26 protein-coding genes are annotated in these 26,372 nt (G+C 62.5%); 13 read left to right on the top strand and 13 right to left on the bottom strand.

Annotation, left to right across the window (positions count from 1 at the left end):
• Nucleotides 1-44: 44 nt before the first annotated feature.
• From fumC to GO014_RS10255, 3 genes are all read right to left on the bottom strand, one after another.
• Nucleotides 45-1,445 (bottom strand): class II fumarate hydratase, encoded by a 1,401-nt coding sequence (fumC, locus tag GO014_RS10265; RefSeq protein ID WP_116587330.1) that lies wholly within the window; start codon nucleotides 1,443-1,445, stop codon nucleotides 45-47.
• Between the two features lie 125 nt (nucleotides 1,446-1,570).
• A complete protein-coding gene (gene rpmF / locus GO014_RS10260) occupies nucleotides 1,571-1,750 on the bottom strand; it encodes a 50S ribosomal protein L32 (RefSeq protein WP_116587331.1) in 180 nt (59 codons plus the stop codon).
• 152 nt (nucleotides 1,751-1,902) lie between these two features.
• Nucleotides 1,903-2,613, bottom strand: coding sequence for a biosynthetic peptidoglycan transglycosylase (locus tag GO014_RS10255; RefSeq protein WP_157290236.1), 711 nt, complete (start codon nucleotides 2,611-2,613; stop codon nucleotides 1,903-1,905).
• Nucleotides 2,614-2,780: 167 nt separating this feature from the next.
• On the opposite strand from GO014_RS10255, the gene GO014_RS10250 reads away from it, so the two are divergent.
• From GO014_RS10250 to GO014_RS19550, 6 genes are all read left to right on the top strand, one after another.
• Nucleotides 2,781-3,683 (top strand): polyprenyl synthetase family protein, encoded by a 903-nt coding sequence (locus tag GO014_RS10250; protein WP_157290235.1) that lies wholly within the window; start codon nucleotides 2,781-2,783, stop codon nucleotides 3,681-3,683.
• Between the two features lie 2 nt (nucleotides 3,684-3,685).
• The gene (locus GO014_RS10245; protein WP_157290234.1) at nucleotides 3,686-4,318 is read left to right on the top strand and encodes an MOSC domain-containing protein; all 633 of its coding nucleotides are present in this window, start codon (nucleotides 3,686-3,688) and stop codon (nucleotides 4,316-4,318) included.
• 96 nt (nucleotides 4,319-4,414) lie between these two features.
• The gene (locus tag GO014_RS10240) at nucleotides 4,415-4,882 is read left to right on the top strand and encodes a YbaK/EbsC family protein (protein WP_157290233.1); all 468 of its coding nucleotides are present in this window, start codon (nucleotides 4,415-4,417) and stop codon (nucleotides 4,880-4,882) included.
• Complete coding sequence (locus GO014_RS10235) at nucleotides 4,864-5,502, top strand: 50S ribosomal protein L11 methyltransferase (protein ID WP_157290232.1); 639 nt, start codon at nucleotides 4,864-4,866, stop codon at nucleotides 5,500-5,502. Before GO014_RS10240 ends, GO014_RS10235 begins: the two co-directional genes overlap by 19 nt.
• A gap of 128 nt (nucleotides 5,503-5,630) precedes the next feature.
• Nucleotides 5,631-6,053, top strand: coding sequence for a PACE efflux transporter (locus GO014_RS10230; protein WP_157290231.1), 423 nt, complete (start codon nucleotides 5,631-5,633; stop codon nucleotides 6,051-6,053).
• A gap of 97 nt (nucleotides 6,054-6,150) precedes the next feature.
• Nucleotides 6,151-7,323, top strand: a complete 1,173-nt coding sequence (locus tag GO014_RS19550; protein WP_157290230.1) for a diguanylate cyclase domain-containing protein — start codon at nucleotides 6,151-6,153, stop codon at nucleotides 7,321-7,323.
• 3 nt (nucleotides 7,324-7,326) lie between these two features.
• Here the strand turns inward: GO014_RS19550 and ispG are convergent, their stop codons facing one another.
• Entirely contained in the window at nucleotides 7,327-8,568 is a 1,242-nt protein-coding gene (gene ispG, locus GO014_RS10220) for a flavodoxin-dependent (E)-4-hydroxy-3-methylbut-2-enyl-diphosphate synthase (protein WP_157290229.1), read from the bottom strand.
• A gap of 81 nt (nucleotides 8,569-8,649) precedes the next feature.
• On the opposite strand from ispG, the gene GO014_RS10215 reads away from it, so the two are divergent.
• The 5 genes from GO014_RS10215 (at nucleotide 8,650) to GO014_RS10195 (ending at nucleotide 11,729) form a co-directional block, all read left to right on the top strand.
• On the top strand, nucleotides 8,650-9,648 hold the full coding sequence (locus GO014_RS10215; protein ID WP_210252439.1) for an arabinan endo-1,5-alpha-L-arabinosidase: 999 nt from the start codon (nucleotides 8,650-8,652) through the stop codon (nucleotides 9,646-9,648).
• 54 nt (nucleotides 9,649-9,702) lie between these two features.
• Complete coding sequence (locus tag GO014_RS10210) at nucleotides 9,703-9,993, top strand: YkvA family protein (protein ID WP_157290228.1); 291 nt, start codon at nucleotides 9,703-9,705, stop codon at nucleotides 9,991-9,993.
• A gap of 60 nt (nucleotides 9,994-10,053) precedes the next feature.
• Complete coding sequence (locus GO014_RS10205; protein ID WP_246204539.1) at nucleotides 10,054-10,518, top strand: DUF421 domain-containing protein; 465 nt, start codon at nucleotides 10,054-10,056, stop codon at nucleotides 10,516-10,518.
• A gap of 378 nt (nucleotides 10,519-10,896) precedes the next feature.
• Nucleotides 10,897-11,106, top strand: a complete 210-nt coding sequence (locus tag GO014_RS10200) for a hypothetical protein (RefSeq protein ID WP_157290226.1) — start codon at nucleotides 10,897-10,899, stop codon at nucleotides 11,104-11,106.
• A gap of 176 nt (nucleotides 11,107-11,282) precedes the next feature.
• Nucleotides 11,283-11,729, top strand: coding sequence for a GreA/GreB family elongation factor (locus GO014_RS10195; RefSeq protein ID WP_157290225.1), 447 nt, complete (start codon nucleotides 11,283-11,285; stop codon nucleotides 11,727-11,729).
• Between the two features lie 41 nt (nucleotides 11,730-11,770).
• Here GO014_RS10195 and pyc read toward each other — a convergent pair whose 3' ends face one another.
• The 7 genes from pyc to GO014_RS10160 all read right to left on the bottom strand — a co-directional run bounded on the left by pyc (nucleotide 11,771) and on the right by GO014_RS10160 (nucleotide 21,912).
• Nucleotides 11,771-15,211, bottom strand: a complete 3,441-nt coding sequence (gene pyc / locus GO014_RS10190) for a pyruvate carboxylase (RefSeq protein ID WP_157290224.1) — start codon at nucleotides 15,209-15,211, stop codon at nucleotides 11,771-11,773.
• A 109-nt stretch (nucleotides 15,212-15,320) separates the two neighbouring features.
• Nucleotides 15,321-15,737: a protein tyrosine phosphatase family protein gene (locus GO014_RS10185; RefSeq protein WP_157290223.1), complete on the bottom strand. Its 417-nt coding sequence runs from the start codon at nucleotides 15,735-15,737 to the stop codon at nucleotides 15,321-15,323.
• Nucleotides 15,738-15,848: 111 nt separating this feature from the next.
• The gene (locus GO014_RS10180) at nucleotides 15,849-17,351 is read right to left on the bottom strand and encodes a putative bifunctional diguanylate cyclase/phosphodiesterase (RefSeq protein ID WP_157290222.1); all 1,503 of its coding nucleotides are present in this window, start codon (nucleotides 17,349-17,351) and stop codon (nucleotides 15,849-15,851) included.
• Nucleotides 17,352-17,547: 196 nt separating this feature from the next.
• The gene (locus GO014_RS10175; protein WP_116587342.1) at nucleotides 17,548-18,600 is read right to left on the bottom strand and encodes a quaternary amine ABC transporter ATP-binding protein; all 1,053 of its coding nucleotides are present in this window, start codon (nucleotides 18,598-18,600) and stop codon (nucleotides 17,548-17,550) included.
• A gap of 1 nt (nucleotide 18,601) precedes the next feature.
• Entirely contained in the window at nucleotides 18,602-19,471 is an 870-nt protein-coding gene (locus GO014_RS10170) for an ABC transporter permease (RefSeq protein ID WP_157290221.1), read from the bottom strand.
• Between the two features lie 135 nt (nucleotides 19,472-19,606).
• Nucleotides 19,607-20,635: an ABC transporter substrate-binding protein gene (locus GO014_RS10165; protein WP_157290220.1), complete on the bottom strand. Its 1,029-nt coding sequence runs from the start codon at nucleotides 20,633-20,635 to the stop codon at nucleotides 19,607-19,609.
• Between the two features lie 233 nt (nucleotides 20,636-20,868).
• A complete protein-coding gene (locus GO014_RS10160; RefSeq protein ID WP_157290219.1) occupies nucleotides 20,869-21,912 on the bottom strand; it encodes a glycine betaine ABC transporter substrate-binding protein in 1,044 nt (347 codons plus the stop codon).
• A gap of 236 nt (nucleotides 21,913-22,148) precedes the next feature.
• Between GO014_RS10160 and GO014_RS10155 the strand changes: the two genes are divergently transcribed.
• Together GO014_RS10155 and GO014_RS10150 are read left to right on the top strand one after the other, a co-directional pair.
• A complete protein-coding gene (locus tag GO014_RS10155) occupies nucleotides 22,149-23,345 on the top strand; it encodes an ABC transporter substrate-binding protein (RefSeq protein ID WP_116587345.1) in 1,197 nt (398 codons plus the stop codon).
• A gap of 147 nt (nucleotides 23,346-23,492) precedes the next feature.
• On the top strand, nucleotides 23,493-24,098 hold the full coding sequence (locus GO014_RS10150; RefSeq protein ID WP_157290218.1) for a class I SAM-dependent DNA methyltransferase: 606 nt from the start codon (nucleotides 23,493-23,495) through the stop codon (nucleotides 24,096-24,098).
• Here the strand turns inward: GO014_RS10150 and GO014_RS10145 are convergent.
• Both GO014_RS10145 and GO014_RS10140 read right to left on the bottom strand, forming a co-directional pair.
• Nucleotides 24,082-25,368, bottom strand: coding sequence for a branched-chain amino acid ABC transporter permease (locus GO014_RS10145; protein ID WP_157290217.1), 1,287 nt, complete (start codon nucleotides 25,366-25,368; stop codon nucleotides 24,082-24,084). The two genes, GO014_RS10150 and GO014_RS10145, sit on opposite strands and share 17 nt — an antisense overlap.
• Nucleotides 25,365-26,369, bottom strand: coding sequence for a branched-chain amino acid ABC transporter permease (locus tag GO014_RS10140; protein ID WP_343030895.1), 1,005 nt, complete (start codon nucleotides 26,367-26,369; stop codon nucleotides 25,365-25,367). The genes GO014_RS10145 and GO014_RS10140 overlap by 4 nt, the downstream gene beginning before the upstream one ends.
• Nucleotides 26,370-26,372: the final 3 nt, after the last annotated feature.

Here is a 26,372-nt window from a genome sequence, read left to right as displayed (position 1 = left end):
ATATATCGCTCCCCCTTCTTCAGGGGGAGGTTAGGTGGGGGTCCTTACTGCTTCACCTTGAGCGGCCCGACCATCTGTTCGGGCTTCACTTCGGCGTCGAATTCCTCGGCCGTGAGGAGACCCAGATTGATGGCCTCTTCCTTCAGCGTCGTGCCATTGCGATGCGCGGTCTTGGCGATCTTGGCGGCGTTGTCGTAGCCGATCTTCCTGTTGAGCGCTGTCACCAGCATCAGCGACTGGTCGACAAGCTGCTTGATGCGCTTGGCATCGGGCGCGATGCCGACCGCACAATTGTCGTTGAACGACTTGGCTGCGTCGGCCAGGAGGCGCACCGACTGCAGGAAATTGTAGGCAATGACCGGCTTGAAGACGTTGAGCTCGAAATTGCCCTGGCTGGCGGCAAAACCGATGGCCGCATCATTGCCCATTACCTGGGCCACCACCATGGTCATGGCTTCGGACTGGGTCGGGTTGACCTTGCCTGGCATGATGGACGAGCCCGGCTCGTTCTCCGGAATGGTGATTTCCCCCAGGCCCGAGCGCGGGCCGGACGCCAGCCAGCGCACGTCATTGGCAATCTTCATGAAGGCGGCTGCGAGCTGCTTGAGCGCGCCCGAAGCTCCGACAAAGGCGTCATGCCCGGCCAGCAGCGCGAACTTGTTCGGGCCGGTGGTGAAATCGCGGCCAGTCAGCGTGGCGATTTCCTGGGCCACAGTCACGGCATAGTCGGGATGGGCATTAAGGCCCGTGCCGACGGCGGTGCCGCCCAGCGCCAGTTCCTTGAGTTGCGGCATGGTCGCCTTGATGGCGGCCAGGGCATAATCGATCTGCGCCACCCAGCCCGAAATTTCCTGGCCCAGGGTCAGCGGAGTCGCGTCCTGCAGATGGGTGCGGCCGATCTTGACCACATCCATGTACTCTTCGGACTTGGCGTGGAGCGTGTCGCGCAGCAGCAGAACGCGCTCATAGAGATAACCTTCGACCGCCTCGACCGCCGCGATATGCATGGCAGTGGGATAGGTGTCGTTGGACGACTGGCTCATATTGACGTGGTCATTGGGATGCACGGGCTTTTTCGAACCCATGGTGCCACCGGCCATTTCAATGGCGCGGTTGGAGATGACCTCGTTGACATTCATGTTGGACTGGGTGCCTGAGCCGGTCTGCCAGACCACCAGCGGGAAATGCTCGGCAAGCTGGCCCGAGATTACCTCATCGGCCGCGGCAACGACGAGGTCACGCGTGGCCTCATCCATCAGCCCCAGCTTGTGATTGGCCAGGGCAGCGGCTTTTTTCAGGATGCCGAAGGCGGTGATGATTTCGGTGGGCATTTTTTCCCCGCCGATATCGAAATTCTGGAGGCTCCGGGCGGTCTGCGCGCCATAATATTTGTCATTCGGAACCTCGATCTGGCCCATGGTATCCGATTCAACGCGCATGCTCATCCTTGCCCTTGGCTCCCGATTTGGCCGCGTCCTGTTGCGGCAGAAAAGACAAGACGGCCGACCCTTTTGGGGGCCGGCCGTCGAGATATCAGAAAAAGCGCATCAGCGCCCGCTCGCCTTTCGGCTTACTTCTTTGCCGCGAGAATCTGGCGACCGCGATACATGCCGGTCTTGAGATCCACGTGGTGCGGACGACGCAGCTCGCCCGAATCCTTGTCTTCGACATAGGACGGGTTGGCAATCGCGTCGTGCGAACGGCGGAAACCGCGCTTCATAGGCGAGGTCTTGCGTTTTGGCACAGCCATGGTCGGTACTCCGAATTCAAATTCATTGTGCCGCCGAAAGCGGCCCAGAGAGGTCTCTCTGTCAGGATTGGTGGGGTCTATAGAGCAGAATGCGCGGCTTGGCTAGAGGGATTTGCACCGCAAAGCGCCCACAAAACCGAGTCTTGCCACCATCATAGCGCCAGCCGTCCGTCCTTGCCGACACAGGCCGCGCGCTCGCCATATTGGCGGGCCCGGTTCTCGACAATGCGTGCCACGCGCAACAGCCCCGCATTGGGGCGGGCCGGATTGCGCAGGATGGGATTGGGCAGGGTAACGGCCAATAGGCTGGCGGTCTGCCAGTCGAGATTTTGCGGTTCGCGACCAAAGGCGCGCAGCGACCCGGCGGCAACCCCGAACTCGCCTTCGGGACCCCATTCGGCGATGTTGAGATAGATTTCCATGATCCGCCGCTTGGGCAGGATCAGGTCGATATAGAATGCCAGGGGCACTTCGAGCGCCTTGCGGATGACGCTTTGCTGGTTCCAGAGAAACAGATTGCGCGCCACTTGCATGGTCAGCGTCGAGGCGCCGCGGGTTTCGCGACCGGCGAGATAATTGTCCACCTCGATTCTCAAGGCGCTGACATCCACGCCCCAGTGACGACAGAATTGGCCGTCCTCGGAAAGAATGACCGAGGCCTTCAGCCGATCGGAAACATCCTCGATATCGCGCCACTCGCGCGTCACAGTCTGCCCGGTCAGCAGGCGCGACAGCATGGGCACAGAAACCGGCTGCGCAAACAGATAGACCGGCGTCAGAGCCAGCGGAATGGCGACCAGAACGGCCAGAATGCCGAGAGGAATGCGGAGAAACCGCCAAAGGGTCTTTTTGCGCCGAGCCATGGTCATCCTCATGACCTCGGGGTTGCGATCATGCAACCCCCTCACCGACTCGGCTATGCCGAGCCACCGCTCCCCAAGTAGGAGAGGAACAAGGAGCAATCGCCGGATGAAGGGATGCCGGCGCGCACCCCTTGCCCCCCAATCGCCAACCGGCTAGCAACGAGCCCATGTATGACTTTGCCGCCGACAGCGCCGATTGTGCCCGGGCCATCGAAGCCGGGTTGTCAGATTATCTCTCCGGCGCGCGGCTTTCCGGCCCCGGTCCGGCGGCGGACCGTGTCGTGGCCGCCATGCGGCATGGGAGCCTGGAGGGCGGCAAGCGGCTGCGTCCGCTCCTGCTGCGCCAGGCCGCAGCGATTTTTTCCGTCCCACGCGAAACCAGCCTTCTGGCCGGCATGGCTGTGGAAATGGTGCATTGCTATTCGCTGATCCACGACGATCTGCCTGCCATGGACGATGATGATCTGCGGCGCGGGCGTCCGACAGTCCACAAGGCGTTTGACGACGCCACAGCCATTCTGGCCGGTGATGCCCTGCTGACCCACGCCTTCACCATTCTGGCCGACCCGGCCTGCCATGCCGATGCCGAGGTGCGCATCCGGTTGGTGGCCGAACTGGCCGCCGGCAGCGGGGTCGGCGGCATGGTCGGCGGTCAGATGCGCGATATCGAGGGGGAACAGGGCGGCTTTTCCGAAACCGACATCGCCACGATGCAGGCGATGAAGACCGGCGCCCTGATCCGCGCCGCCGTGCGCATGGGGGCGATCTTGGGTGGCGCGGATCCGCGCGCCCTCTCGGCAATGACCGCTTATGCCGAAGCTGCCGGACGCGCCTTTCAACTGGCCGACGATATTCTCGATGTGACGGCAACGCCTGAAGCCATGGGCAAGGCCACCGGCAAGGACGCCGCCCTGGGCAAGCAGACCGTGGTGGCCCGTCTGGGCCTCGATGGCGCTCGCGCCATGCTTGAGGCCATCGTCAATGAAGCCATTTCGGCCCTGCGCACGTTCGGGCCTCGGGCGGACGGCCTGCGCGCCACCGCCCGTTTTTTTGCCAGCCGGGAGAAATGAGCATGGGCAGGCTGATCGCGGCTTGCGTCGGCAAGGCCGAGCATATCGAAGGCTATTCGCCCCTGACCGGCATCAACAAACAGCCGGTTGCCGGACCCGTCTCCATCGGGATGCAGGGCATTGCCGAGGACGCCATTCTCGACCGCAAGCATCATGGCGGGCGCGACCAGGCCATCTATGTCTATTTTCAGGGTGATTATGAATGGTGGGCGCGCGAAGGCGTCGCGGCGACACCAGGGCTCTTTGGAGAAAACCTGGTGATCGCGGGGCCAACCAGCGCCAGCACGGCCATCGGCGACCGCTACACCATCGGCAATGTCGTGCTGGAAGTGACTTATCACCGCACGCCCTGCATGACCTTTGCCGCCAGGATGGGCGACAAGTTCTGGGTCAAGCGCTTCCACCGCGCCAACCGGCCCGGCGCCTATTGCCGGGTGCTGGAGCCGGGCACGGTCGCAGCTGGCATGGCTGTGACGAGCGCGCCCTATGCTGGCGAGCGCATCACCGTATCCGAGCTGATGGAATTTGACCTCGCCAAGGACATACCGCTCGACTTCATGCGCCGCGCCGTGACCACCCCGATCCGCGAAAAGACGCGGTTCAAGTATGAAACTCGGCTGGCGGACATGTTTTGACGGACACGCCCAACCACCCGGTCATTCCCGCGAAAGTGGGAATGACCCGGGGATGAGCCAGAGACCTACACGACCCATAGATTTCAGGACCATTTCATGAGCCTTGATACTGTCCGCGCCGATCTTGCCGCCCGCGCGCCCGATCTTTCCGTCATCGTCACCAGCGATTCCACGGCCACGGTGCAACTGGCCGCGCAAGTGCACGGGGTCGAACCCGGTCAGATCGCCAAGACCTTGTGCATCCGCGTCAACGGAGATGAATTCCTGCTGGTCACGCGCGGCGATGCGCGGCTCGACAACCAGAAATCCAAAGCCGCATTCGGCGGGCGGCCCCGTATGCTGGGGGCCGAGGATGTGCTGCGCCTGACCAGCCATCAGGTCGGTGGGGTCTGCCCTTTCGGCCTGCCGGCCCCGCTCAAGATCTATCTCGATACTTCGCTCAGGATTTATGATCTGGTGATCCCGGCCGCGGGCGACACACATTCCTCGGTTAAGCTCAGTGTGGAACGGCTCGCCGAGCTGTGCGGCGGTAAATGGGTGGATGCGTGCCAATTGCCGGACTGACCCAGCGCGCCGAGAATTTCATTACCCAGCGCCTGACGCTGCGGGCCCTGCCGTTTAGGCCCGACATTTCCATCTATGCGCCAACTCCGCAAAGCGGGCTGATCGGTTGGCTGGCCAGCGAGGGGCTGGACGATATCCCGCCCTATTGGGCCTATGCCTGGGGCGGCGGCGCGGCGCTGAGCCTCTACCTGCGCGATCATCCCGAAGTCCTGGCGGGCAAATCCGTGCTCGATTTCGGCGCCGGTTCGGGCCTGGTGGGGCTTGCCGCCGCCAAGGCGGGCGCGGGCCAGATCTGGGCCATGGATGCCGACCCGGTCGCGCGTGTGGCGCTGCAACTCAATGCGGCGGCCAATCAGGCCGAGATCGCCCTCTGGGAGCTGCCGCACCTGCCCGATGCAACAATCGTGCTGGCCGGCGATGTGTTTTACGATCCAGCAATTGTGGCTGACACGCTACCGCTGCTTGAGGCGGCGGCCAAGCGCGGCGCGCGCGTTCTGGTGGGCGATCCGTTTCGCCGCAGCCTGCCGCTCGACCGGCTCGAGCCATTGGCCACCTATAGGGTCGATGACATGGGCGGTACCGCGCCGGTACGCGCCGGGGTATTTGCCCTGCACCCCTAGACTATCGGATATGCCGCCCCAGCCTTGCCCGGATTTGCGCCAGGGCCTATATCCGACCGGCAAGCGAGGACGACCTCCCCCATTCCGGGATCAGCGTTCGGGACGGCCCGGAACTCATGGAGCTTTCCATGCGGACCACCGCCGACCGTATTCGTCACGCCATTTCCTTCGAACTCATCGGCATCCTGATTGCGACGCCGCTGGCGGCCTTTGCCTTCCACCTGCATGCCGGGGACAGCGCCGTCATCATTGTGGGCAGCGCTACCGTCGCCATGGTCTGGAACTATGTCTATAATCTTGTTTTCGACAAGGCTCTGAACCGGCTTGCCGGCACCACGCTCAAGTCCGGCCCGGTCCGCATTGCCCATGCGGTCCTGTTCGAGATCGGCCTTTTGATCATGCTGATGCCGCTGATTGCGCTCTATCTTGGCATTTCGCTCTGGCAGGCGCTGATCATGGACCTAGCCTTTGCGCTGTTCTACATGGTCTATGCGCTGGTGTTCAACTGGGCCTATGACCGGGTCTTCCCGCTTCCCGAATGGCAGGCATGACATCCTGAGCGGATAATTTTACAGCTTCGCAACGCTCCCTCGGCATAGTTGCTGCAGGGGGCGGGTCGATTCCAGTCCATTTGCGAGGTCTTTTGCGGTGCCGAACACGCTAGCGACGTCGTTTCATACAGGACCGGACGCGCCCACGGGAGAGGCCTGCGAGGCACAGCTGCAGCAGGGGTTCCGCCAGCTGCGCTTTGCGCCGGCCCTGGAAGCGCAATATCAGCGGCTGGTGGTGGCCGAGGCCCAACAGCCGGCACTGATCATTACCCTGGCCGCGCTGATCATCTGGGGCGGCTTTGCCATATTCGATGTCGTGCGCCTCGACCTTTATGCCACCTGGCCCCCGGCGCCCGATATCATGGTCCTGCTCGGCGCGCGCTGGCTGGCGCTGTTGCTGGCCTGCCTGCTGCCGCGGCTGATCCGGCCTGAACTGCTCGAGGCCAAGGCGTTTACGGTCTATCTGCTGCTCTGCCTGGCTGTTGCCCTGACCGCCGTGATTTACAAGGCCAATGGCATCCCATCGGCCGACATCGCCCAGATCGTGTTGGTGATGGCGGCTTTCCTGCCCATCGGTCTGCGCTTTTACCGCGCCCTTGCCGCCAGCATCGCCATGTTGGCCTTCACCACCATTGCCGGCGTCTCTGTGCTGCCGCCCGATCTCTGGCAGGGTCAGATGATGCTGCTGGCCGTGATGATCATGGCCGTGCCGGTGGCCGCGATGGGCGCCTATCTGCGCGAATATGCCCATCGCCGGCAATTCCTGCTCGGCGCAATCCTGCTGCACCAGGCCCAGTTCGATCCGCTGACCGATCTGGCCAATCGCCGCCTGTTCCAGCGTCATGCCGCCGCCGCCATCGCCCATGCCGGGCGCACCGACGAACCCCTTGTGCTGGCGGTGATCGATATCGACCACTTCAAGGCCTTCAACGACCGTTTTGGCCACAATGCGGGCGACGAGGCATTGCGGCAGGTCGCCAATGTGATCGGCGATACGGCGCGCCGCCCCATGGACATGGCCGCCCGTCTGGGAGGCGAGGAGTTTGCCGTGCTGCTGTATGGCACCGGCCTTGATCATGCCCGCTCGATCCTTGAAACCATGCGCAACAATATCGGGCGCATCGCCCTGCCGACCGGCGCGAGCCTGTCGGTCAGCATCGGCGCCACCGCACTGGACGGCCTTGAAACCCTCGACCAGATCTATGACCGCGCCGACAATCTGCTCTATGCCAGCAAGAATGATGGCCGCGACCGGATCACTCTCGGCTGAGCCCTATTCGGCCGCGTTCTGCTTGCCGGAACCGAATTTGCGTTCGATATAGTCGGCCACCATCGCCTTGAACTGATCGGCCACATCAGCGCCCCTGAGGGTCGCGACCTTCTCGCCATCCACAAAAACCGGAGCCGCCGGGGTTTCGCCGGTGCCGGGCAGCGAAATGCCGATATTGGCATGCTTGCTTTCGCCCGGCCCGTTGACGATGCAGCCCATGACGGCCACCGACAGCGTCTCGACGCCCGGATAGCGCTCGCGCCATTCGGGCATGGAGGTGTTGAGGTGATCCTGGATGTCCTTGGCGAGGGTCTGGAACGTCGTCGAGGTGGTGCGCCCGCAACCCGGGCAGGCCGCCACCACGGGCAGGAATTGGCGGAAGCCCATGGTCTGCAGCAATTCCTGCGCGACTTTCACTTCCGTCGTGCGGTCACCGCCCGGTTCGGGGGTGAGCGAAATGCGAATGGTGTCGCCAATCCCCTGCTGCAGGAGAATGCCCAGCGCCGCCGAAGACGCGACAATGCCCTTTGACCCCATGCCAGCTTCGGTCAGGCCCAGATGCAGGGCATAGTCACAACGCGCCGCCAGATCCTGATAGACGGCAATCAGGTGCTGAACGTCGCTCACCTTGGTGGAGAGCAGGATCTTGTCGCGGCCCATGCCCAGCTCTTCGGCGCGGGCCGCCGAGAGCAGGGCCGACTGGATGATCGCCTCGCGCTGCACCGCAGCGGCCGAAATCGGCGTGTCCGACGCCGCATTTTCATCCATCAGCTTGGTCAGCAGCTCTTCGTCGAGCGAGCCCCAATTGACCCCGATACGCACCGGCTTGTCGTAGCGGTTGGCAATCTCGATCAGCGTGGCAAACTGGGTATCGCGCTTGGCCTTGAAGCCCACATTGCCCGGATTGATGCGGTATTTCGCCAAGGCCTCGGCACAGGCCGGGTGGTCCGTCAGCAGCTTGTGGCCGATATAATGAAAGTCGCCCACCAGCGGCACGTCATAGCCCATGGAGGCCAGCCGGTCGCGGATGATCGGCACGGCGGCCGCGCTCTCATCCCGGTCCACGGTGATACGCACGATTTCCGAGCCGGCACGGGCCAGTTGCATGACCTGGCGCACCGTCGCGTCGATGTCAGCGGTATCGGTATTGGTCATGGATTGCACGACCACCGGGGCGCCACCGCCCACCATGACGCCACCCACATTGACGCCCACCGATTGCCTGCGCGCTGCCGGTCCGGCCATAGTATCACCTCGTGTTTGCGCCACAGATAAGCCCGCAAGGCGACAGACGCAATGTTACGCTTGCGTGATCGGGGAGGATCGATGCCAAAGCCCAAGACGCTGCCCACAATGCTGCCCCTGGGGCTCCTCCTGCTGGCCGCCACGGCGCAGCCCGCATCGGCAGCGCCGCTGACCGGCAATGTCGCCATTCACGATCCCAGCATCGCCGTGCTTGAGGATGGGCTGGTCTCCTTCGCCACCGGGGTCGAACGGGCCCCCGATGGCGGGCAGATCCGCACCAAGATCTCGCCCGATGGTCTTGACTGGCAGGAAGCTGGCGCCGTCCCCGGCGGCATGCCCGATTGGGTCAGCTCCGAACTGGGCCTGACGCCGCCCAATCTCTGGGCCCCTTCCATCTTCGAGAAGGATGGCACTCATTATCTCTATTATGCCGCCTCAAGCTTTGGCCGCAATGACAGCGCCATCGGCCTGATGACCAATGAAGCACTCGACGCTTCTGACCCGACCGAAGGCTGGATCGATCAAGGCATGGTCCTCCGATCGCATCGAACCGAAGATTTCAACGCCATCGACCCATTCCGCATCGATAGCGGCGGCAAGGCATGGCTCGCCTTCGGCTCGTTCTGGGACGGCATTGGGATGATCGAACTGGATCCGGCGACCGGCCTGGCTTTGCCCGGCGCGGAACGACAACCACTGGCCTCGCGTGGCGGCGGCGCCATCGAAGCTCCCGCCATTCTCGAACGGGACGGGCAGTTCTATCTGTTTGTCTCCTTCGACAAATGCTGCGCCGGCACGGCATCGACCTATCGCATCATGGTGGGCCGGGCCAACATGATCACCGGGCCCTATCGCGACCGGAGCGGCACGCCCATGCTCGAAGGCGGCGGCACCGAACTGCTCAGCTCCGAGGGGCGCATTCGGGGGCCAGGCGGACAGGAAGTCTTGCTGCGCAATGGCGCGCCCTGGCTGGCCTATCACTGGTATGACCGCGATCATGGCGGCGTGCCCAAACTGGCGCTGACGCCGATCGGGTTTGATGCGGAAGGATGGCCGGTTATCGCACTGCCTCAGTTGTGATCGCGCCGATCTTGAACGCGATCAACGCCACCCCATCTATCAAGCATGATGACCATGCTCCTCACCCGCCTCGTTCTGTTCCGCAAGGAAGTCGCGCAGCTCTGGAAAGCCTTCTGGGCGCCGGAAACGCCATTTCACCTCAAGGCCGCGACGCTGTTCGTCGCCTTTTATCTGGTGAACCCGCTCGACATCCTGCCCGACTTCATCCCCCTGCTCGGCTGGGTGGATGACATTATCCTGGTGCCGCTGATGGTGAGCTGGATCGTCTCCCGCCTGCCCGTTCCGGCCAAGGCCTATGCGGGCAAGGATCGTCCGACCGTGGATGGCACGGCGCGTCGGGTCTAGCCCCCTTATCCGCGAACCATAACGCCAGTTCCGCGTTGCGCTGACATGAATTGGCAGGAGATGTTTTATCAAAACCCGCAAGGGCTGGTGCGCACACTCATAGTGGGCGCGCTAGCCTATGTGGCCCTGGTGCTTTTCCTGCGTATTTCAGGCAAGCGTACCCTGGCAAAGCTCAATGCGTTCGACCTGGTCGTTACAGTTGCCCTGGGCTCCACCTTGTCGGCGATCCTGCTCCAGGAATCCATTGCCCTTGCCGAGGGGCTCGTTGCCTTGGCGCTTCTGATAGCGGCACAGTATCTTGTGACTTTTCTCTCCGTACGCTCCCAGCGTTTCGCCAGCCTGGTTAGAAGCGAACCAGCCTTGTTGGCAAAGGATGGTCGCGCGCTGGAGGACGCTATGAAGCGCGAACGCATCACCCATCACGAAGTCCTGTCCGCCGTTCGGGCCAATGGGGGCAATGACATCAGCGACGTGGAATTCCTGATCCTTGAAAGCGATGGCACGATCAGCGTGCGCCTCAAATAATGCAAAAAAGCCCGGATCGCTCCGGGCCCCTTTCAGCCACCTGAACCGCACCGGCAACTCCTCGGCGTAGATCTGATCGCCGGGCGTGATGTGCAGTTCGGCCAAGGTGGCCAAGACTGCTGCTGAACGGAAGCAACCGCAATCCAGCCAGTTTGACTTTACTCCGGATATCGGCATGATGACCGCCATGTACGCCAGTCCAGCAAATTCAAGCCGGTTTTTGACACGCCTCACGCAAGCAGGCTGATGGCCTGGTGTTGCGACCTGCCTTGAGGCAAGCGCGACACCAGGACGGACACTTCATCTCCCAATTTCCTGACCTGCTCGCTCCATGCGTTCTGCGCATGGATATTGTGTGCACGTGCTGAGGCGACTGACATGACATTCAAGTATTCTGTGACCCTACCCGTTAGCGGTGGTAACAAGCTGCGCCGGTTCCGGGAGTGGGCCGACGCTCATCTGCCCGAGCTGAGCTACAGCCTGCCACACCAGACACCGATCAAGACCGAGACGATGACCGTGCGCCTGTTGACGCTCGATGATCGCGCGCTTGTGCTGCGGACCTTTGCCAGCGCCCCGCTGAATTGATGGGGAGTAATAGCCATGCAAACCCTGCGCTATTGCAGCTCATGCGCCGGCCCGCGCCCGCGGGCGGCACGCCGATGTCCCTGGTGCCAGCGCTCCTACGACCTGCCGCCGGGCCCGCCCGAGCATCTGTTCGCATGTTTTGACCGCCGGGCGACCGCATCGCGGAAAGGCAAGCCATGACGACGATAACTTTGGCTGATTGGACGGCTTCGCCCGAGATCGTGATCGGCGAAGCCGAGCACAAGCGACTGATTGTTGTCGCCCTGACCGATCTGGGCGAGCGCGGCGACAATACCGACTTCCTGCTCTACGAGCTGGATCGCGCCAGGACCGTGCCTGACGCTACCCTGCCGCCTGACGTGGTACGCATCGGCAGCATAATACGCTACCGGCCCGTGCCTGGGCCAGAGCGCATGGCCAAACTGGTAATGCCGGAACGCGAGACACATGCAGACGGCTATCGCCTCTCTGTCACGTCCGAGCATGGTGCGGCACTGATCGGCACCAGGCCAGGGCATGTCATGGCCTGGATCGGCCTGGATGGCGAGGTCCGGCGGCTTGCGGTGATCAATGTGGCGAATGCGCTTCCACCACCGCCCGGTCAGGGGCCGCAAGCGGCCTGAAGCAATAAAAAGGCCCTGATCGCTCCGGGCCTTTTTTTGATTTACTCCAACCGGACCAACAAATCCTTGGCGTCGATCTGATCGCCGGGCTTGATCAAGAGTTCGGCCACGGTGCCATCGGTTTCCGCGTGGATGGCGGTTTCCATCTTCATGGCCTCGATCGAGCAGAGCACGTCGCCGGCCTTGACCGCCTGGCCCTGCTTGACGGCCAGCGTGGAAATCACGCCGGGCATGGGCGCGCCCACCTGTTTGGGATCGCCCGCCGCTGCCTTGGCCCGGACCACGACATCGCCGGCCTTGAGGCGATCCGGCACGGTAATGGTGCGCGGCTGGCCGTTCAGGTCAAAGAAGCAGCGCACCTCGCCCTTTTCATTGGTCGGGGCGCGGCCCTGGTAGGTGATGACCAGCGTCTTGCCCTTTTCGATATCGACCAGCAGTTCGTCGCCTTCCTGCAATCCGTAGAAATAGACCGGGGTCGGCAGCACTTCGGTCGGACCGTACATCTCCTGGGTCTTTTCGAAATCCGAATAGACCTTGGGGTACATCAGATATGAGGCCAGCCGATAGTCATCGACCGGATGCCCGACCTCCTCGGCGATCTTGTTGCGCTCGGCTTCGAGATCAACATCCTTCAAATAGGAGCCGGGCCGCTCGGTCAGCGCCGTCTTGCCCTTGAGCACCTTCTTTTGCAGCTTTTCCGGGAAACCGCCCGGCGGCTGGCCCAGATCGCCGGCAAAGAAACCGACCACGCTGTCGGGAAAGGCGATGTCCTTGTCCGGATTTTCCACATCGGCGCGGGTGATGCCGGCCGAAACCATGGCCAGTGCCATGTCGCCCACCACCTTGGAGCTTGGCGTCACCTTGACGATGTCGCCGAACATCTGGTTGACGTCGGCATAGGTCTGGGCGACCTCGTGCCAGCGGGTTTCCAGACCCAGCGAGCGCGCCTGTTCCTTGAGATTGGTGAACTGGCCGCCCGGCATTTCGTGCAGATAGACTTCCGAGGCGCCGCCCTTGAGATCGCTCTCGAAGGCCCGGTACTGGGTGCGCACGGCTTCCCAATAGAACGAGATCTGCCGGATCGCCTTGGCGTCAAGCCCAGGATCGCGATCGGTATCGGCCGTGGCCGCGACCAGCGACCCCAGCGTCGGCTGGCTGGTGGTGCCCGAAAGAGCATCCATCGCCGCATCCACCGCATCGACGCCGGCATCCACCGCTGCCAGAACCGTCGCCGCCGCAGCGCCCGACGTGTCGTGGGTGTGCAGATGAATCGGCAGTCCGACCTCTTCCTTGAGCGTCGCAATCAGCTTGTGTGCGGCCGCCGGTTTCATCAGCCCGGCCATGTCCTTGAGACCCAGCACATGCGCGCCGGCTGCTTCGAGTTCCTTGGCGAGCGCCACGTAATATTTGAGGTCATATTTGGACCGTTCCGGGTCCAGCATGTCGCCGGTATAGCAGACCACGCCCTCGCAGACCTTGTTGGCCTCGATCACCGCGTCCATCGAGACGCGCATGTTCTCGACCCAGTTGAGGCAGTCAAAGACGCGGAAGATGTCGACGCCGCCTTCGGCCGCCTGCTTGACGAAGAATTTGACGACATTGTCGGGATAATTGGTGTAGCCCACCCCGTTCGAGCCGCGCAGCAGCATCTGCGTCAGGATATTGGGCGCGCCTTCACGCACCTGCCGCAGCCGTTCCCAAGGATCCTCATTGAGGAAGCGCATGGACACATCGAACGTTGCGCCACCCCAGCATTCAAGGCTGAACAGATTTGGCAGGCCCCGCGAATAGGCTTGGGCAATCCGGGTGATGTCGAAGGACCGCATGCGGGTTGCCAATAGCGACTGATGCGCATCGCGCATGGTGGTGTCGGTGAACAGGACCCGCTTCTGGTCCTTCATCCACTTCGCCAGACCTTTCGGGCCATCACGGTCCAGCACCTGGCGGCTGCCTTCGGTGACCGACAGGGCCGGAAATTCGGGCACGATGGGCGCCGCCGCATCCTCGGGCGGACGCGGCCGGTCGCGCACTTCGGGATGGCCATTGACCGTCACATCGGCAATGTAGCTCAAGAGCTTGGTCGCCCGGTCCTTGCGCGGCTTGAAATTGAACAGGTCCGGCGTCGTGTCGATGAAGCGCGTGGTGTAGCGGTTCTCGACAAAATCGGCATGGGTGATGATGTTTTCGAGGAACGCCAGATTGGTGGCGACGCCGCGAATGCGGAACTCGCGCAGGGCGCGATGCATGCGGGCGATGGCTTCCTCGGCGCTGGGCGCCCAGCAGGTGACCTTTTCCAGGAGCGGATCATAATAGCGGGTGATCACCGCGCCCGAATAGGCCGTACCACCATCAAGCCGCACGCCAAAGCCGGTGGCGCCGCGATAGGCGGTGATGCGGCCATAATCGGGAATGAAGTTCTGTTCAGGATCTTCGGTGGTGACCCGGCACTGAATGGCGTTGCCGTTGAGCTTGATGTCTTCCTGCAAAGGCACGCCCGATTCCGGGGTGCCGATGACGGCGCCATCGAGCAGGTGGATCTGCGCCTTGACGATGTCGATGCCGGTTACTTCTTCGGTGACGGTATGCTCCACCTGAATTCGCGGATTGACCTCGATGAAGTAGAATTCATCGGTATCGGCATCCATGAGGAATTCGACCGTGCCCGCGCCGCGGTAATTGGCGGCCTGGCCAAGACGCACGGCGGCATCGGTAAGGCTTTTGCGCACATCCTCGGAAAGATAGGGCGCGGGAGCACGCTCGACCACTTTCTGGTTGCGCCGCTGCACCGAGCAGTCGCGTTCAAACAGATGCACCAGATTACCGTGATCATCGCCGATCAGCTGCACCTCCACATGGCGGGCGCGCTCGATCAGCTTTTCGAGATACATCTCGTCCTTGCCGAACGCGGCCTTGGCCTCGCGCTTGCCCTCGGACACTTCCGAGATCAGGGTGCTTTCGTCCATGATCCGGCGCATGCCGCGACCGCCACCGCCCCAGCTGGCCTTGAGCATCAGCGGATAGCCGATTTCGGCGGCCATCTTGCGCACCGCCTCCATGTCGTCGGGCAGAGCCTCGGTGGCCGGCACCACCGGCACGTTGGCCTTGATCGCCATATTGCGAGCGGCAACCTTGTTGCCCAGATCGCGCATGGTCTGGGACCGCGGGCCGATAAAGATGATGCCGGCATCCTCGCATGCGTCGACGAATTCCGGGCTTTCCGAAAGCAGGCCATAGCCGGGATGGATGGCATCGGCGCCCGAAATGCGGGCTATGCGGATATATTCCTCGATCTGCAGATAGGCTTCGACCGGACCCTTGCCCTTGCCGATGAGATAGGCCTCGTCGGCCTTGAAGCGGTGCAGCGCCAGCTTGTCTTCTTCGGCATAGGCGGCGACGGTCTTCAGACCCAGTTCATTGGCCGCGCGGAAGACGCGGATGGCGATTTCGCTGCGATTGGCGACGAGAATTTTCTTGATGGGCATGGATGTCCGTTCCGAGCAGGAGGGGCAAAGGACCTGTTTTCAGGCCCGGCTCAGCACTGCAACGGAAGGAGGACGGTGGTCCGCCCGACCGCCGCAGAAATGTTCAATATCAGTTCTGGCCGAGATACCCGGCCAGATGGCTCATGTCATATCCGGCCTCTGCTGCCTGGGCGATGATCTGGCTGGCCGGAGCATCCCCGGCCTGGCTCAGCGCCCACAACGTGGTCGAGCGCGTTCCCGAACGGCAGAAACAGAACACCTTGCCGTCGCTCCCCTCAAGCACGGCCTTGGTCTGGGCAACCATTTCCGGGTTCACGCCGTCGCGGCCCAGCGGAATGGCATGATAGGCCAGCCCCGCTGTCTTGGCAGCCGCCTCGATTTCGGCGCCGGCCGGCTGGTCGGGCGCTTCTCCATCGGGGCGATTGTTGACGATGGCGGTAAAGCCGAGATCCTTGAGCGTTTTCACGTCTTCCGGCTGGATTTGACCCGAGACGCTGACGTGATCGTTGATCCGCTTCAATTCCAAGGCTCGATACTCCCATAAGCCAGAGGCTGCGACGGCCCGTTATAGCCACGCGGCCACCGGTGACGCAACTGGCACGGGCGCAAAGCTGTCACAAGCCTGTCAGATTTCCCCTCAGGCAGCGCAGATCACCTTGTCGAGCGTCAGCGGCTGCGGCCGGCCCAGATGGAAGCCCTGCAGGCCTGTGCAGCCGGCGGCCGTCAGCGCCTGCGCCTGTTCTTCGGTCTCTATGCCCTCGGCCACCACCTGCAGCGAGAGGCTGCGGGCAATATCGCACACTGCCGACACGATCATGGCACTGACCGGATTGGAGGTGAACTCGGACACATAGGCACGGTCGATCTTGATGATATCGAAGGTGAAATCGCGCAGATAATGCAGGCTCGCATGGCCCGCGCCGAAATCATCAATGGCAATGCGCACTCCCATGGCCCGCAAATCGGCCAGGGTTTCCATTTCCACGCTTCCCGCGATCAGCGGCGCATTCTCGGTGATCTCGACAATGATATCGGTCACGGACGTACCTGTCTCCACCAGGATATCGGCAAACGCCTCGGCAAATTCGCTGCGGCGCAATTGCTTGGGCGAGACATTGATGGCCACGGGATGGGCCAGGCGGCGCTGGTCGGCGCAGGCCCGCCGCAGCACCCATTCGCCCAGCCGGTCGATCAGATTGCTCTGTTCGGCCACGTCGATGAACTGACCCGGCGCAATGGTGCCGCGCACCTGGTGCCGCCAGCGCACCAGCGCCTCATAGGAGCGCACCTGGCGTGTCTGACAGTCGAGAACGGGCTGATAGTGCAGCTCCAACTCGTCCATCAATATGGCGGCGCGCAATTCGCGTTCGACAAAACGGCGATGCCGCTCATCCCCCAACATGTCCGGATCAAAGGGCACGACGCAGCCCCGGCCGGTCTGCTTGCCCTTGTAGAGCGCCAGATCGGCAATGGCGATCAGCTCGGTCGGATCGTCGCTGTCGAGCGGGGCCAGCGCCACCCCGATGGTGGCCGACAGCCGGGTCATGCGCCCGTCGATATTATGCGGCTGTCCAAGCTGACGCAGCAATTGCTCGCCCAGCCGGCACAGCGCCGGCTTGTTGTCATGGCCAGGGATCAGCACCCCGAATTCGTCGCCGCCCAGCCGCCCGATAATGGCGCCTGGCATCAGCGCCTGCATGTCGCGCACCAGCGCCTTGAGGGCGGCATCACCCGCGCCATGCCCGGCGCTGTCATTGAGCACCTTGAGATTGTCCATGTCGATCTGCAGATAGCCCAGCGCCCCGAGCGAGCCATGGTGTGCCCGCGCATTGAGCTCGCCAAGAAAATAGGACCGGGTGAAGGTACCGGTCAGCGCGTCGCGATGGGCCATGTCGATCTGCGCGGTCATGGCACTTTCCGCCTCGGCAAGGCGCCGACGCATCAGCCGGTGCGCGACCGACATGATCAGAGGAATGGCCGCGGACAGCACCGCCATGGCGCCGATCAGATAGGGCAATGCCGTCCCGGAGACCAAGCAAACAAGGCTGAGCACGACCAACAGGCCAGCCACCAGCCCTACGGCCAGGCGCAGCCTGTGATAGGCATCATTGACATTGGCAAAGGCAGGACGAATTCGCATGCAGCAGGACCTGATCGGGAGAAGAAGCGGCCGCGGCGAGAATTGTTCAGCAAGTCTGAAAAAAAGCTAAATAGCTGAAATTATGACAATAATTCTTTATTGAAGCCAGAAGGGGCGGCACGCTAGCCATCGTCTGCGACAGATCGATGACATGGCGGACCGCCCCTTGGAACACACTTAACGAATCGTTGACGCGTCAGCCCTCGTTGACACCGGGCGTATAGCGGGCAAGGGCGCCAATGACGCGCTTGGCCGTGACGCGACCAATCTGGGTGCCCTGCTCATTGGTGACCCCCACCCATTGGTGCTCGGCAAAATAGGGCAGCACATCCTCGCAGCGCGCCGTTTCGGGCACGGTGAATTCGCAAGCCTCGAATTCGCCCCGCTCCATGATGGTGCGGACATGGATGGCGCGGGCCTTGTTCACCTCGCGCACGAACTCCTCGATGTGCTCATTGGCGGGCTTGAGCACAATATCCTCCGGCTTGCCCTCCTGCTGCACGGCGCCGTCCTTGAGCACGGCGATGCGGTCGGCGATCTTGAGCGCTTCGTCGAAGTCGTGGGTGATGAACAGGATGGTCTTGCCCAGCGTTTTCTGCAGTTCGATCAACTGGTCCTGCATGCCCGAACGGATCAACGGATCGAGCGCGGAAAAGGCTTCGTCCATCAGGATGATGTCGGTGTCGAGCGCCAGCGCACGGGCCAAGCCGACGCGCTGCTGCTGCCCGCCCGAGAGCTGGCGGGGCCGGCTCTGCTCATAGCCCGACAGCCCCACCGTATCGATCCACTTGGCGGCCTTCTCCAGCCGCTCGGCCCTGGGCACGCCGCGCACTTCCAGGCCATAGGCGACATTGTCGATGACCGAGCGATGCGGCAGCAGGCCGAACTTTTGGAACACCATGGCCACCGAATTGCGGCGATAGGCCCGAAGCTCTTCCAGGCTCATCTTGAGCACATCGGTGCCATCCACGATGATCTCGCCTGCGGTCGGCTCGATCAACCGGTTGACGTGGCGGATCAGGGTCGACTTGCCCGAGCCGGACAGGCCCATGACCACGAAGATCTGGCCACGCGCGATGTCGAGCGAGACATTGTCCAGCCCCACCACGTGATTGGTTTCGGCCTGCACCTCGGTCTTGGTCTTGCCCGCGCGGAGCAATTCCAAGGCGCTTTGCGGATCGTCGCCGAAGATCTTGGTGACCCCGCGCATGCGAATGGCGAGATCCGTGTCTAGCTTGATTTCATTCATCTTAACGGGTCTCCGCCAGGCCGATCTTGGCCTGGAGCTGCTTGCCGAAGGACTGGGTGATACGGTCAAAGACAATGGCCAGGACCACAATGCCGAGACCGGCGAACAGGCCGCGGCTGACCTCGAGCCGGCCAATACCCTGCAACACCTGATAGCCCAGGCCACCTGCACCGATCATGGAGGCAATCACCACCATGGCCAGCGCCATCATCGTGGTCTGGTTAACCCCGGCCAGGATGGTGGGCAGCGAGAGCGGAATCTGCACGCCGAACAGGCGTTGGCTCGGCGTGGTGCCAAAAGCGCGGCTGGCCTCCATCACCGCCGGATCGACCGAGCGCAGGCCCAGATCGGTCAAGCGTACCAGGGGCGGCGCCGCATAGACGATCGTAGCGATCAGTGCCGGAATCTTGCCCGGGCCGAAGATCATCACCGTGGGGATGAGATAGACGAAGCTGGGCATGGTCTGCATCAGGTCAAGCAGCGGCGTGACCACCTGGCGCACGCGTGCCGAGCGGCTCATCCAGACGCCGAGCGGAATGGAGAAGATAATTGCCGTGATCGTAGCGGCGATCATCAGCGCCATGGTGGTCATGGCGTCTTCCCACAATTCCATGATGCCCAGGAACAGCAGGGAAACCAGCACGATCACCGGCAATTGCCAGCGCCGTGTGGCCAGCCACGCAATGCCGACCAGAATGGCCATGATCAGCCACCAGGGCGTGGCGATCAGCACATCTTCAATGAAGTTGAGCAGCATCAGCAGCGGATAGGCTGCCGCCTCGAACTCATCGCCCCAATTGCGCACCACCCAGTTGAGACTGTCGTCAATGGCCCGGCGCCAGGGGCGGGTATCGATTATTTCTGGAAACATTTTTGCTCTTTCTTGCAAAGAGAAGCGGTATCGACGTGCGATCCCGAAGCCAGCAAGGGGTTGGTTTGGGGATCGAACGCACAAAGCGGCCGGGCCATCAGGCCCGACCGCTATTTGCGAAATCAGGGACTGGTCTTAGCCAATCGCTGCAAGCACCTTCTCGGCAACTTCGGCCGGGACCCATTCGGTCCAGACGTCCTGCTTGGTCTTGAGGAAGTTCTCGGCAGTCTCTTCAGCGTCAGCCTGGTTTTCGTCACCATAGACCAGCAGCTCGGAGATCTGCGCATTGGTCAGACCCGCCTTGGCAAAGTAGTCGGCCACAACCGGGGCTTCTTCGGAAACCCAGGCCGCCGCACCGATCACGGCAGGGCTGGACGGGTAGGCCGTCACCTGCGGCGGTTCGGTACAATCAGGATCGGTATTGCAGGCATAGATATCCTGATTGGCTTCACCGATTTCGAGCTGGACGGCAGGGAACTTGCCCAGGATCGAGGTCGGGCCCCAATAGTAGAACAGGATTGGCTCTTCGCGGGTGAAGGCACGCGCGATAGAGGCATCGAGTGCACCGCCCGATCCGGGCGAGAACAGGTTCCAGGTCTCATCCATGCCGAAAGCTTCGAACAGGGCCGAGGTGGAGATTTCGCAGGCCCAGCCTGGCGGGCAGGAATAGAGACGCCCCTTGCTGGGCTCCTCTGGATCGGCGAACAGGTCCGGGCGTGCGATCACGGCTTCCGCCGTGGTCAGCTCGGGATGCTCATCCACCACATATTGCGGGATGAACCAGCCTTCCACAGTGCCATCGGTGATAGCGAGGCTGAGCTGCTCGACGGTGCCCTCTTCAATGGCCTCGGCCCAAGGCTGTTCAATGGCGCTGGTCCAGAGCTCGGGCGCCACGGCGGGCGTACCCCGGGTCATCATGGACGATGAGGTCGGCACGGTGTCGCCGGCAACGATCTCCACGTCACAGCCATATCCTTCTTCCAGGATCGTCGCATGGATATGCGCCAGGGCTGCGGCGGAGGGCCAGGACATCTCGGCAATGTCGATGGTGCGATCAGTTCCGCATTGGGCGGCATCGGCATCCTGTGCGATGGCCGGAAGGCTACCAGCGGACAAAAAGGCAACAGCGATCGCGGCGGCTACGCCACCGGATTTCAAAATCATCAGGTCTGCTCCTGCAGTTATGGAATGCGGCAAACCTTAATCATGGCAGAATTGTGTGTCAAATCACCCGCTATTTGGACAATAACAGAAATTCTATGGCCGATATTCTTGCAAAATAGACTAACTAACGTGGAAACGAAACTCAAACCGCCACTCTTCTTGATTGCTAAAGAAGCAAACATGTAGAATGTTAACTGGTGCAAGTCTAAAAAATATCGAGCAGATCGGGCACCTCACAAGGATGTGTCTATCCAGGCGCGCCACAAATCGCCTCTTTCTGCCACGAAGCGGTCGGCTACCGCCTCTATGGTGGCACCGGGCGCATTGAGCTGGGCCAATAGGCCGTTCATCTCTTCGAGCGGCAGGCTGGCCCGCTGGAAATAGCGGGCAATCTCGGGCGTCTCGGTAAAGACGCGCTCGACCAGCCCGATCACCACACTATCGCTGGGAAAGGCCGATGGCTGGGGGTCGGCGCAATCGCGCTCGGCGAGGCACTGGGCGGCGGCCTCGTCATAGGCGCCCATGTCGATGGCGGTGAAATCGAGCTGGGCAAGAATGGCATTGGGCTGCCAGTAATAGAACAGGAACGGTTCGCGCCGGTTCAGCGCCTCGGCAATCAGCCGGTCCATGTCCAGCCGGTTGGCCGGCTCCACGATCTCGACCAAACCACTCAGCCCATGCGCTGCAACCAGATTGCGATTGATAACCGAGCAGGCCCAGTCGAGCGGACAGGAAATGAAGCGCACAGCCCCGTCCGGGCTTAACAGTCGCAGTGCTTCGGCCAGGCTTGCGGCGGTGGGCGCCGCGCTGAAACTTCCCGCCAGCGCTGCCGGCATGTACCAGCCCTCGAACTGGCTGGAGGTAAAACTGGGCGCGGCACTGCGGACCATCTGGCCTTCCATGGCCCCATTCCAAAGATCGGCTATGCGGTTGATCCAGAGCTCAGGGGCCACCTGTGGCTGACCGATCGAGCTCATCGAAGAAGCCGTGGCGGCCTGGTCACCCTGCACGACCCGTACCGCGCAATCGAATTCGGCGGCCAGGATGCGCGCGTGAATTTCTGCCAGCAGCGCTGCGGACGGCCAGCTCATCCGGGCAATCGACAGCGGCCGGGTGCCGCAGATCGGAACCGGCGCGTTCGCGTCCACCATCTCCTGGCCGGCAGCATCCGATCCCACTGCATCCTGCGCAGTATCGAGCACCTCGAACTGTGCCCTGGCCGGTTGCACCATCAGCACCAGACCCAATATGGCGATGACACGGCAAAGATGGGGCATTCTGGCTTCCTGGCGACCGCTTTCGGACGGAACGACAGTCTTGCCTGCGCGAGGCCCGTTAAGCAACCGCAACGGCTCATGGAATTGGCGCGCAAACCCCGGTGACATGGCGGTCAAGAGTGTGCAACAGTCCCCACCAGCGGGGCGCCCAACGCGCCCCCCTTGACCGTTGACGCGCCGCAAGAAGCGAGGCCAGCAAGGCCACCCGGCGCGCAACATCAAACAGAGGGACGTCCATGTTAAAGAAAACCCTGACCCTGGCGGTCGCCGCCACCACCCTGACCATCGCCGCTCCGGCCCTGGCCCAGGACAGCGGCGCCACCATCGGTTTTATCGGCGGCTTCACCGGCCCGATCGAATCCCTGACCCCGCCGATCTTTGCCGGCGCCGAACTGGTGGTGAACCAGGTCAATGAGCAGGGCGGCATTCTGGGTGGTGAGCTTGCCATCCTCTCGGCTGACGGGGCCTGTGACGCCACCGCTGCCGCTGCCGCCGCCGACCGCCTGATCAATTCCGACAACGTCACTGGTGTGGTGGGTGCCCTGTGCACCGGCGAAACCATTGGCGCCTTCAACGGCTCGGGCCTGAGCGGCAACGTGGTCTTCATCTCGCCGGCATCTTCGGCCCCGGCGCTGACCACGCTGGAAGACAATGACCTGGTTTATCGCACCACGCCGTCCGACGCTCTACAGGGCGTAAAACTGGCCAACCTGCTGCTCGCCAAGGGTATCAACGACGTCGCCATCACCTATGTAAACAACGACTACGGCAAGGGTTTTGCCGATGCGCTCGCCGCCGCCTATGAGGCTGGCGGTGGCACCGTGGCTGCTAACCTGGCCCATGAAGAAGGCAAGGCCGACTACCGCGCCGAGCTGGGCAACCTGGTGGCCAGCCAGAACCTGGTCGTTCTGGCCTATGCAAATGCTTCGGGCAACACCATCCTGCGGCAGGCTGTCGAGAGCGGCAACTTCACCACCTATGTCGGCGGTGACGGCATGGTTGGCGACGACCTGCTCAACGGCATTGACGCTGCGGCCGTCGAAGGCATGATCGCCACCCGCGCCGGTGCACCGAGCGGTGAATCGGTCGATATCTACAATGGTTTTGCCAGCGACAGCTTCCAGGCCAATGCCACCTATGCCCCGCAGGCTTATGATGCCGCCTTCCTGATGGCTCTTGCCATTGAGAAGAACGGTTCGGCCTCGCGCGACGGCCTCTCGGCCGCCCTGCGGGACGTGGCTTCGGCTCCGGGCGAAATCATCCGTCCGGGTGAATGGGCCAAGGCCAAGGAACTGATCGCAGCCGGTACCGACATCAACTATGAAGGTGCTGGCGGTTCGCTGGACTTCGACGAAGTTGGCGACGTTGACGGCATCATCGTCGAACTGGCCGTCGAAGGCGGTTCCTTCGTCGAGAAGGGTCTGATTGACTAATTCGGCTTCATCCGGCGCAGAGCGCCGGCAGGAGCCTCCGGTGGAGGCTTTTGAGAAGCCGAGGCCCGAAGCGCTGTGCGCGCAGGGCACGAATGCTGATAGACCAGAGGCCCGGGAGCGATCCCGGGCCTTTTCCTTGAGGCGAAAATGACAGACGACGAAACCCTGCGCTTCTACGCCGACCATGCCGCCGCCTATGCGCTGCACCGAACGCGACCGAGTGGCGGGCAGCTCGACGCCTTTCTGGCCGCCTTGTCCAAGGGCGCCCGCGTTCTCGAGCTGGGTTGCGGCAATGGCATGGATGCGGCGCATATGTTGGCGCTGGGATTTGACGTTGATGCCACCGACGGCACGCCGGCGCTGATGGCCGAGGCACAGAAGCGGATTGGGGGCGCGGCCCGCCTGATGTTATTTGACGATTTGGAGGCAGAAGCCGGCTATGACGGCGTCTGGGCCTGCGCCTGCCTGCTGCATGTCGAGGCAGCGTCCCTGCCCGACATCCTCGCCCGCGTGCGGCGGGCCCTTCGGCCAGGCGGGATCTTTGTGGCCAGCTTCAAGGGGGGAGCCGGCGAAGGCCGCGACCAGTTGGGGCGCTACTACAATTACCCGTCGGCCGAAGCGCTCGATGCTGCCTATCGAGCAGCCGGCTGGACCGATATTACCCTCAAAACGAAGTTGGGTAGCGGCTATGACGCGCTGCCCACCGAGTGGTTTTGGATCTCCGCCAGGCGTGAACCTACCCCTCCCGCTTGACCACTTCCGGGATCAGGCCCTTCGGGGCGAAGCGCAATGCTATGGTGATCACCAGTCCCAGCACGAAGACGCGCATCTGCGCCGAGCGGGCCTCGATTTCGGGAATGGCGCCCCAACCGGCATTGGTCGACCAATAGCTGACAAAGTCGAACACGGCCTTGGAGAGCGGTTCGGACACCACCCAGACCAGCCAGAGCAAGACCGCACCGAACAGCGCGCCCCAATTATTGCCGGCACCGCCGACAATGACCATGACCCAGATCAGGAAGGTGTGATTGATCGGCTGGTAGCTGGAGGGATCAAAGATTTGCACGAAGCTGACCAGCATGGCCCCGCCAATGCCCATCAGCACCGAGCCGAAGACGAAGATTTCGAGCTGGCGTGCAGTGACATTCTTGCCCATGGAGGAGGCCGCGATGTGGTTGTCGCGAATGGCGCGCATCATCCGGCCCCATGGCCCGGAATAGGCGCGGCTGATCAGCCACATGACAATGGCCAGAACAACCAGCGCCAGCACCAGGTAGCCGGCGCGGGCTGCGATCAGCGAGCTGGCAATATCCATGCCGCCGGCCTGATAGTCCTGCGGTAATGGCGTCGGCCAGGGAATGGGCGAGACGGTCAGCGTGCCGCGGGTCAGCCAATCCATGTTCTTGATCAGGGCACGGATGATTTCGGAAATACCGATCGTGGCAATGGCCAGATAGTCGGTACGCAGGCCAAGGCAGATCTTGCCCACGATATAGGCGATGCCAGCCGCCAGCACACCGCCGAACAGCCAGCCCAGCACCGGATGGGCGCCCAGCCCCCCGACCCAGCCGCCACCGGCGCTTTCGATATAGGCCGCCGCCGGATCGAGCTGGCTGCGATAGAGCACATAGGCAACGAACCAGGCGAGCACGGTCAGCGCGCCTTTCCACTTGCCGGTGATGCCGATGCGATGCGCTTGCCGTGCTGCCAAGACAATCAGCGCGCCGATTGCAAAGGCAAAGAGCGCCCGGCCCAGCATCATGGGACCATCCGAGCCCCAGAACTCGGGATTGACCGGGAAGGAGATAAAGGTGACGGCCGCGCCGCCCACCATCAGGAAGCCCATGATGCCGAAATTGAACAGCCCGCCATAGCCCCACTGAATATTGAGCCCGAGCGCGATCAGCGCATAAGCGGCCGCCTCGACAAGACGCGATGAGGTGAAGGGCAGCCCCATGACCCAGCCGATGACCAGGATGAGGACGAACAGGCCGCCAAACAGAGCGAGGGAACGCTGAATCATGACGAGGCTCCCTTGAAGATACCGGTGGGCCGGACAAGCAGGGTCACGACGAGAATGACGAAGGCCACGGTGAGCTTGTATTCTGTGGGCACCAGCGCCAATTGGGCCGGCAATTGCAGCCAGTCAGGCAGAATGGCGTTGAGCGGCCGGAACAGCATGGTCCAGTTGAACACGGCCAGCGTTTCGGCAAAGCCGATCAGCAGCCCCCCGGCAATGGCGCCATAGGCCTGGCCCAGCCCGCCGACAATGGCAGCGGCAAAGATGGGCAGGATGATGTTAAACGCCAGATCCGGCTTGAGCGTCACGTCGAGCGCCAGCATGGTGCCAGCCATGCAGGCCAGCGCCCCGGCAATCACCCAGGTCACCCGCACCACCAGCGCGGTATTGATGCCCGAGACCTGTGCCAGGTCGGCATTGTCGGCCATGGCCCGCATCGCCTTGCCCAGCCGCGAGCGGGTAAGGAAGAAGTGCAGCGCCACCACCGATGCCAGGGTCACAACGATCATCAGCACTTGCGGCTCGGTGATCACCAGCGGGCGGGTCGAGCCGATGGCCGAGGTGTCGATGCGGAAGATTTCCTTGGGTTCATTCTCGAAGAAAGAATAGGAACCGGCCCCAAAGAACAGGCGGATCAGACCCTGGATCATCAGCGTCACGCCAATCGAGGCGATCAGCAGCGTCACCGGCCTGGCGCCGCGTTTGCGCAGGGGGGCATAAAAGCCCTTGTCGATGCCCAGCGCCAGAATGGCGGCCAGCACCATGGCCAAAGGCAGCACCACAAAACCCGTCGGGATCGGCGTCGCAATGCCCCAAGCGGCAAAGGCCGAGGCGAGCAGGAAGGCAATGAAGGCGCCGCCGGTCATCAGCTCGGAATGAGCGAAATGGGCAAAGCGTAGAATGCCGAAGATCAGCGTGATGCCGATGGCGCCCAACGCATAGATGCAGCCCAGAACCAGGCCGGAAATCACCACCTGATTGATAAAGAAAATGATTTCGGTCACGGC

Source organism: Devosia marina, assembly GCF_009758415.1.
GTDB classification, from domain to species: domain Bacteria; phylum Pseudomonadota; class Alphaproteobacteria; order Rhizobiales; family Devosiaceae; genus Devosia; species Devosia marina.
This window is presented reverse-complemented; position numbering and strand designations above follow the sequence as displayed.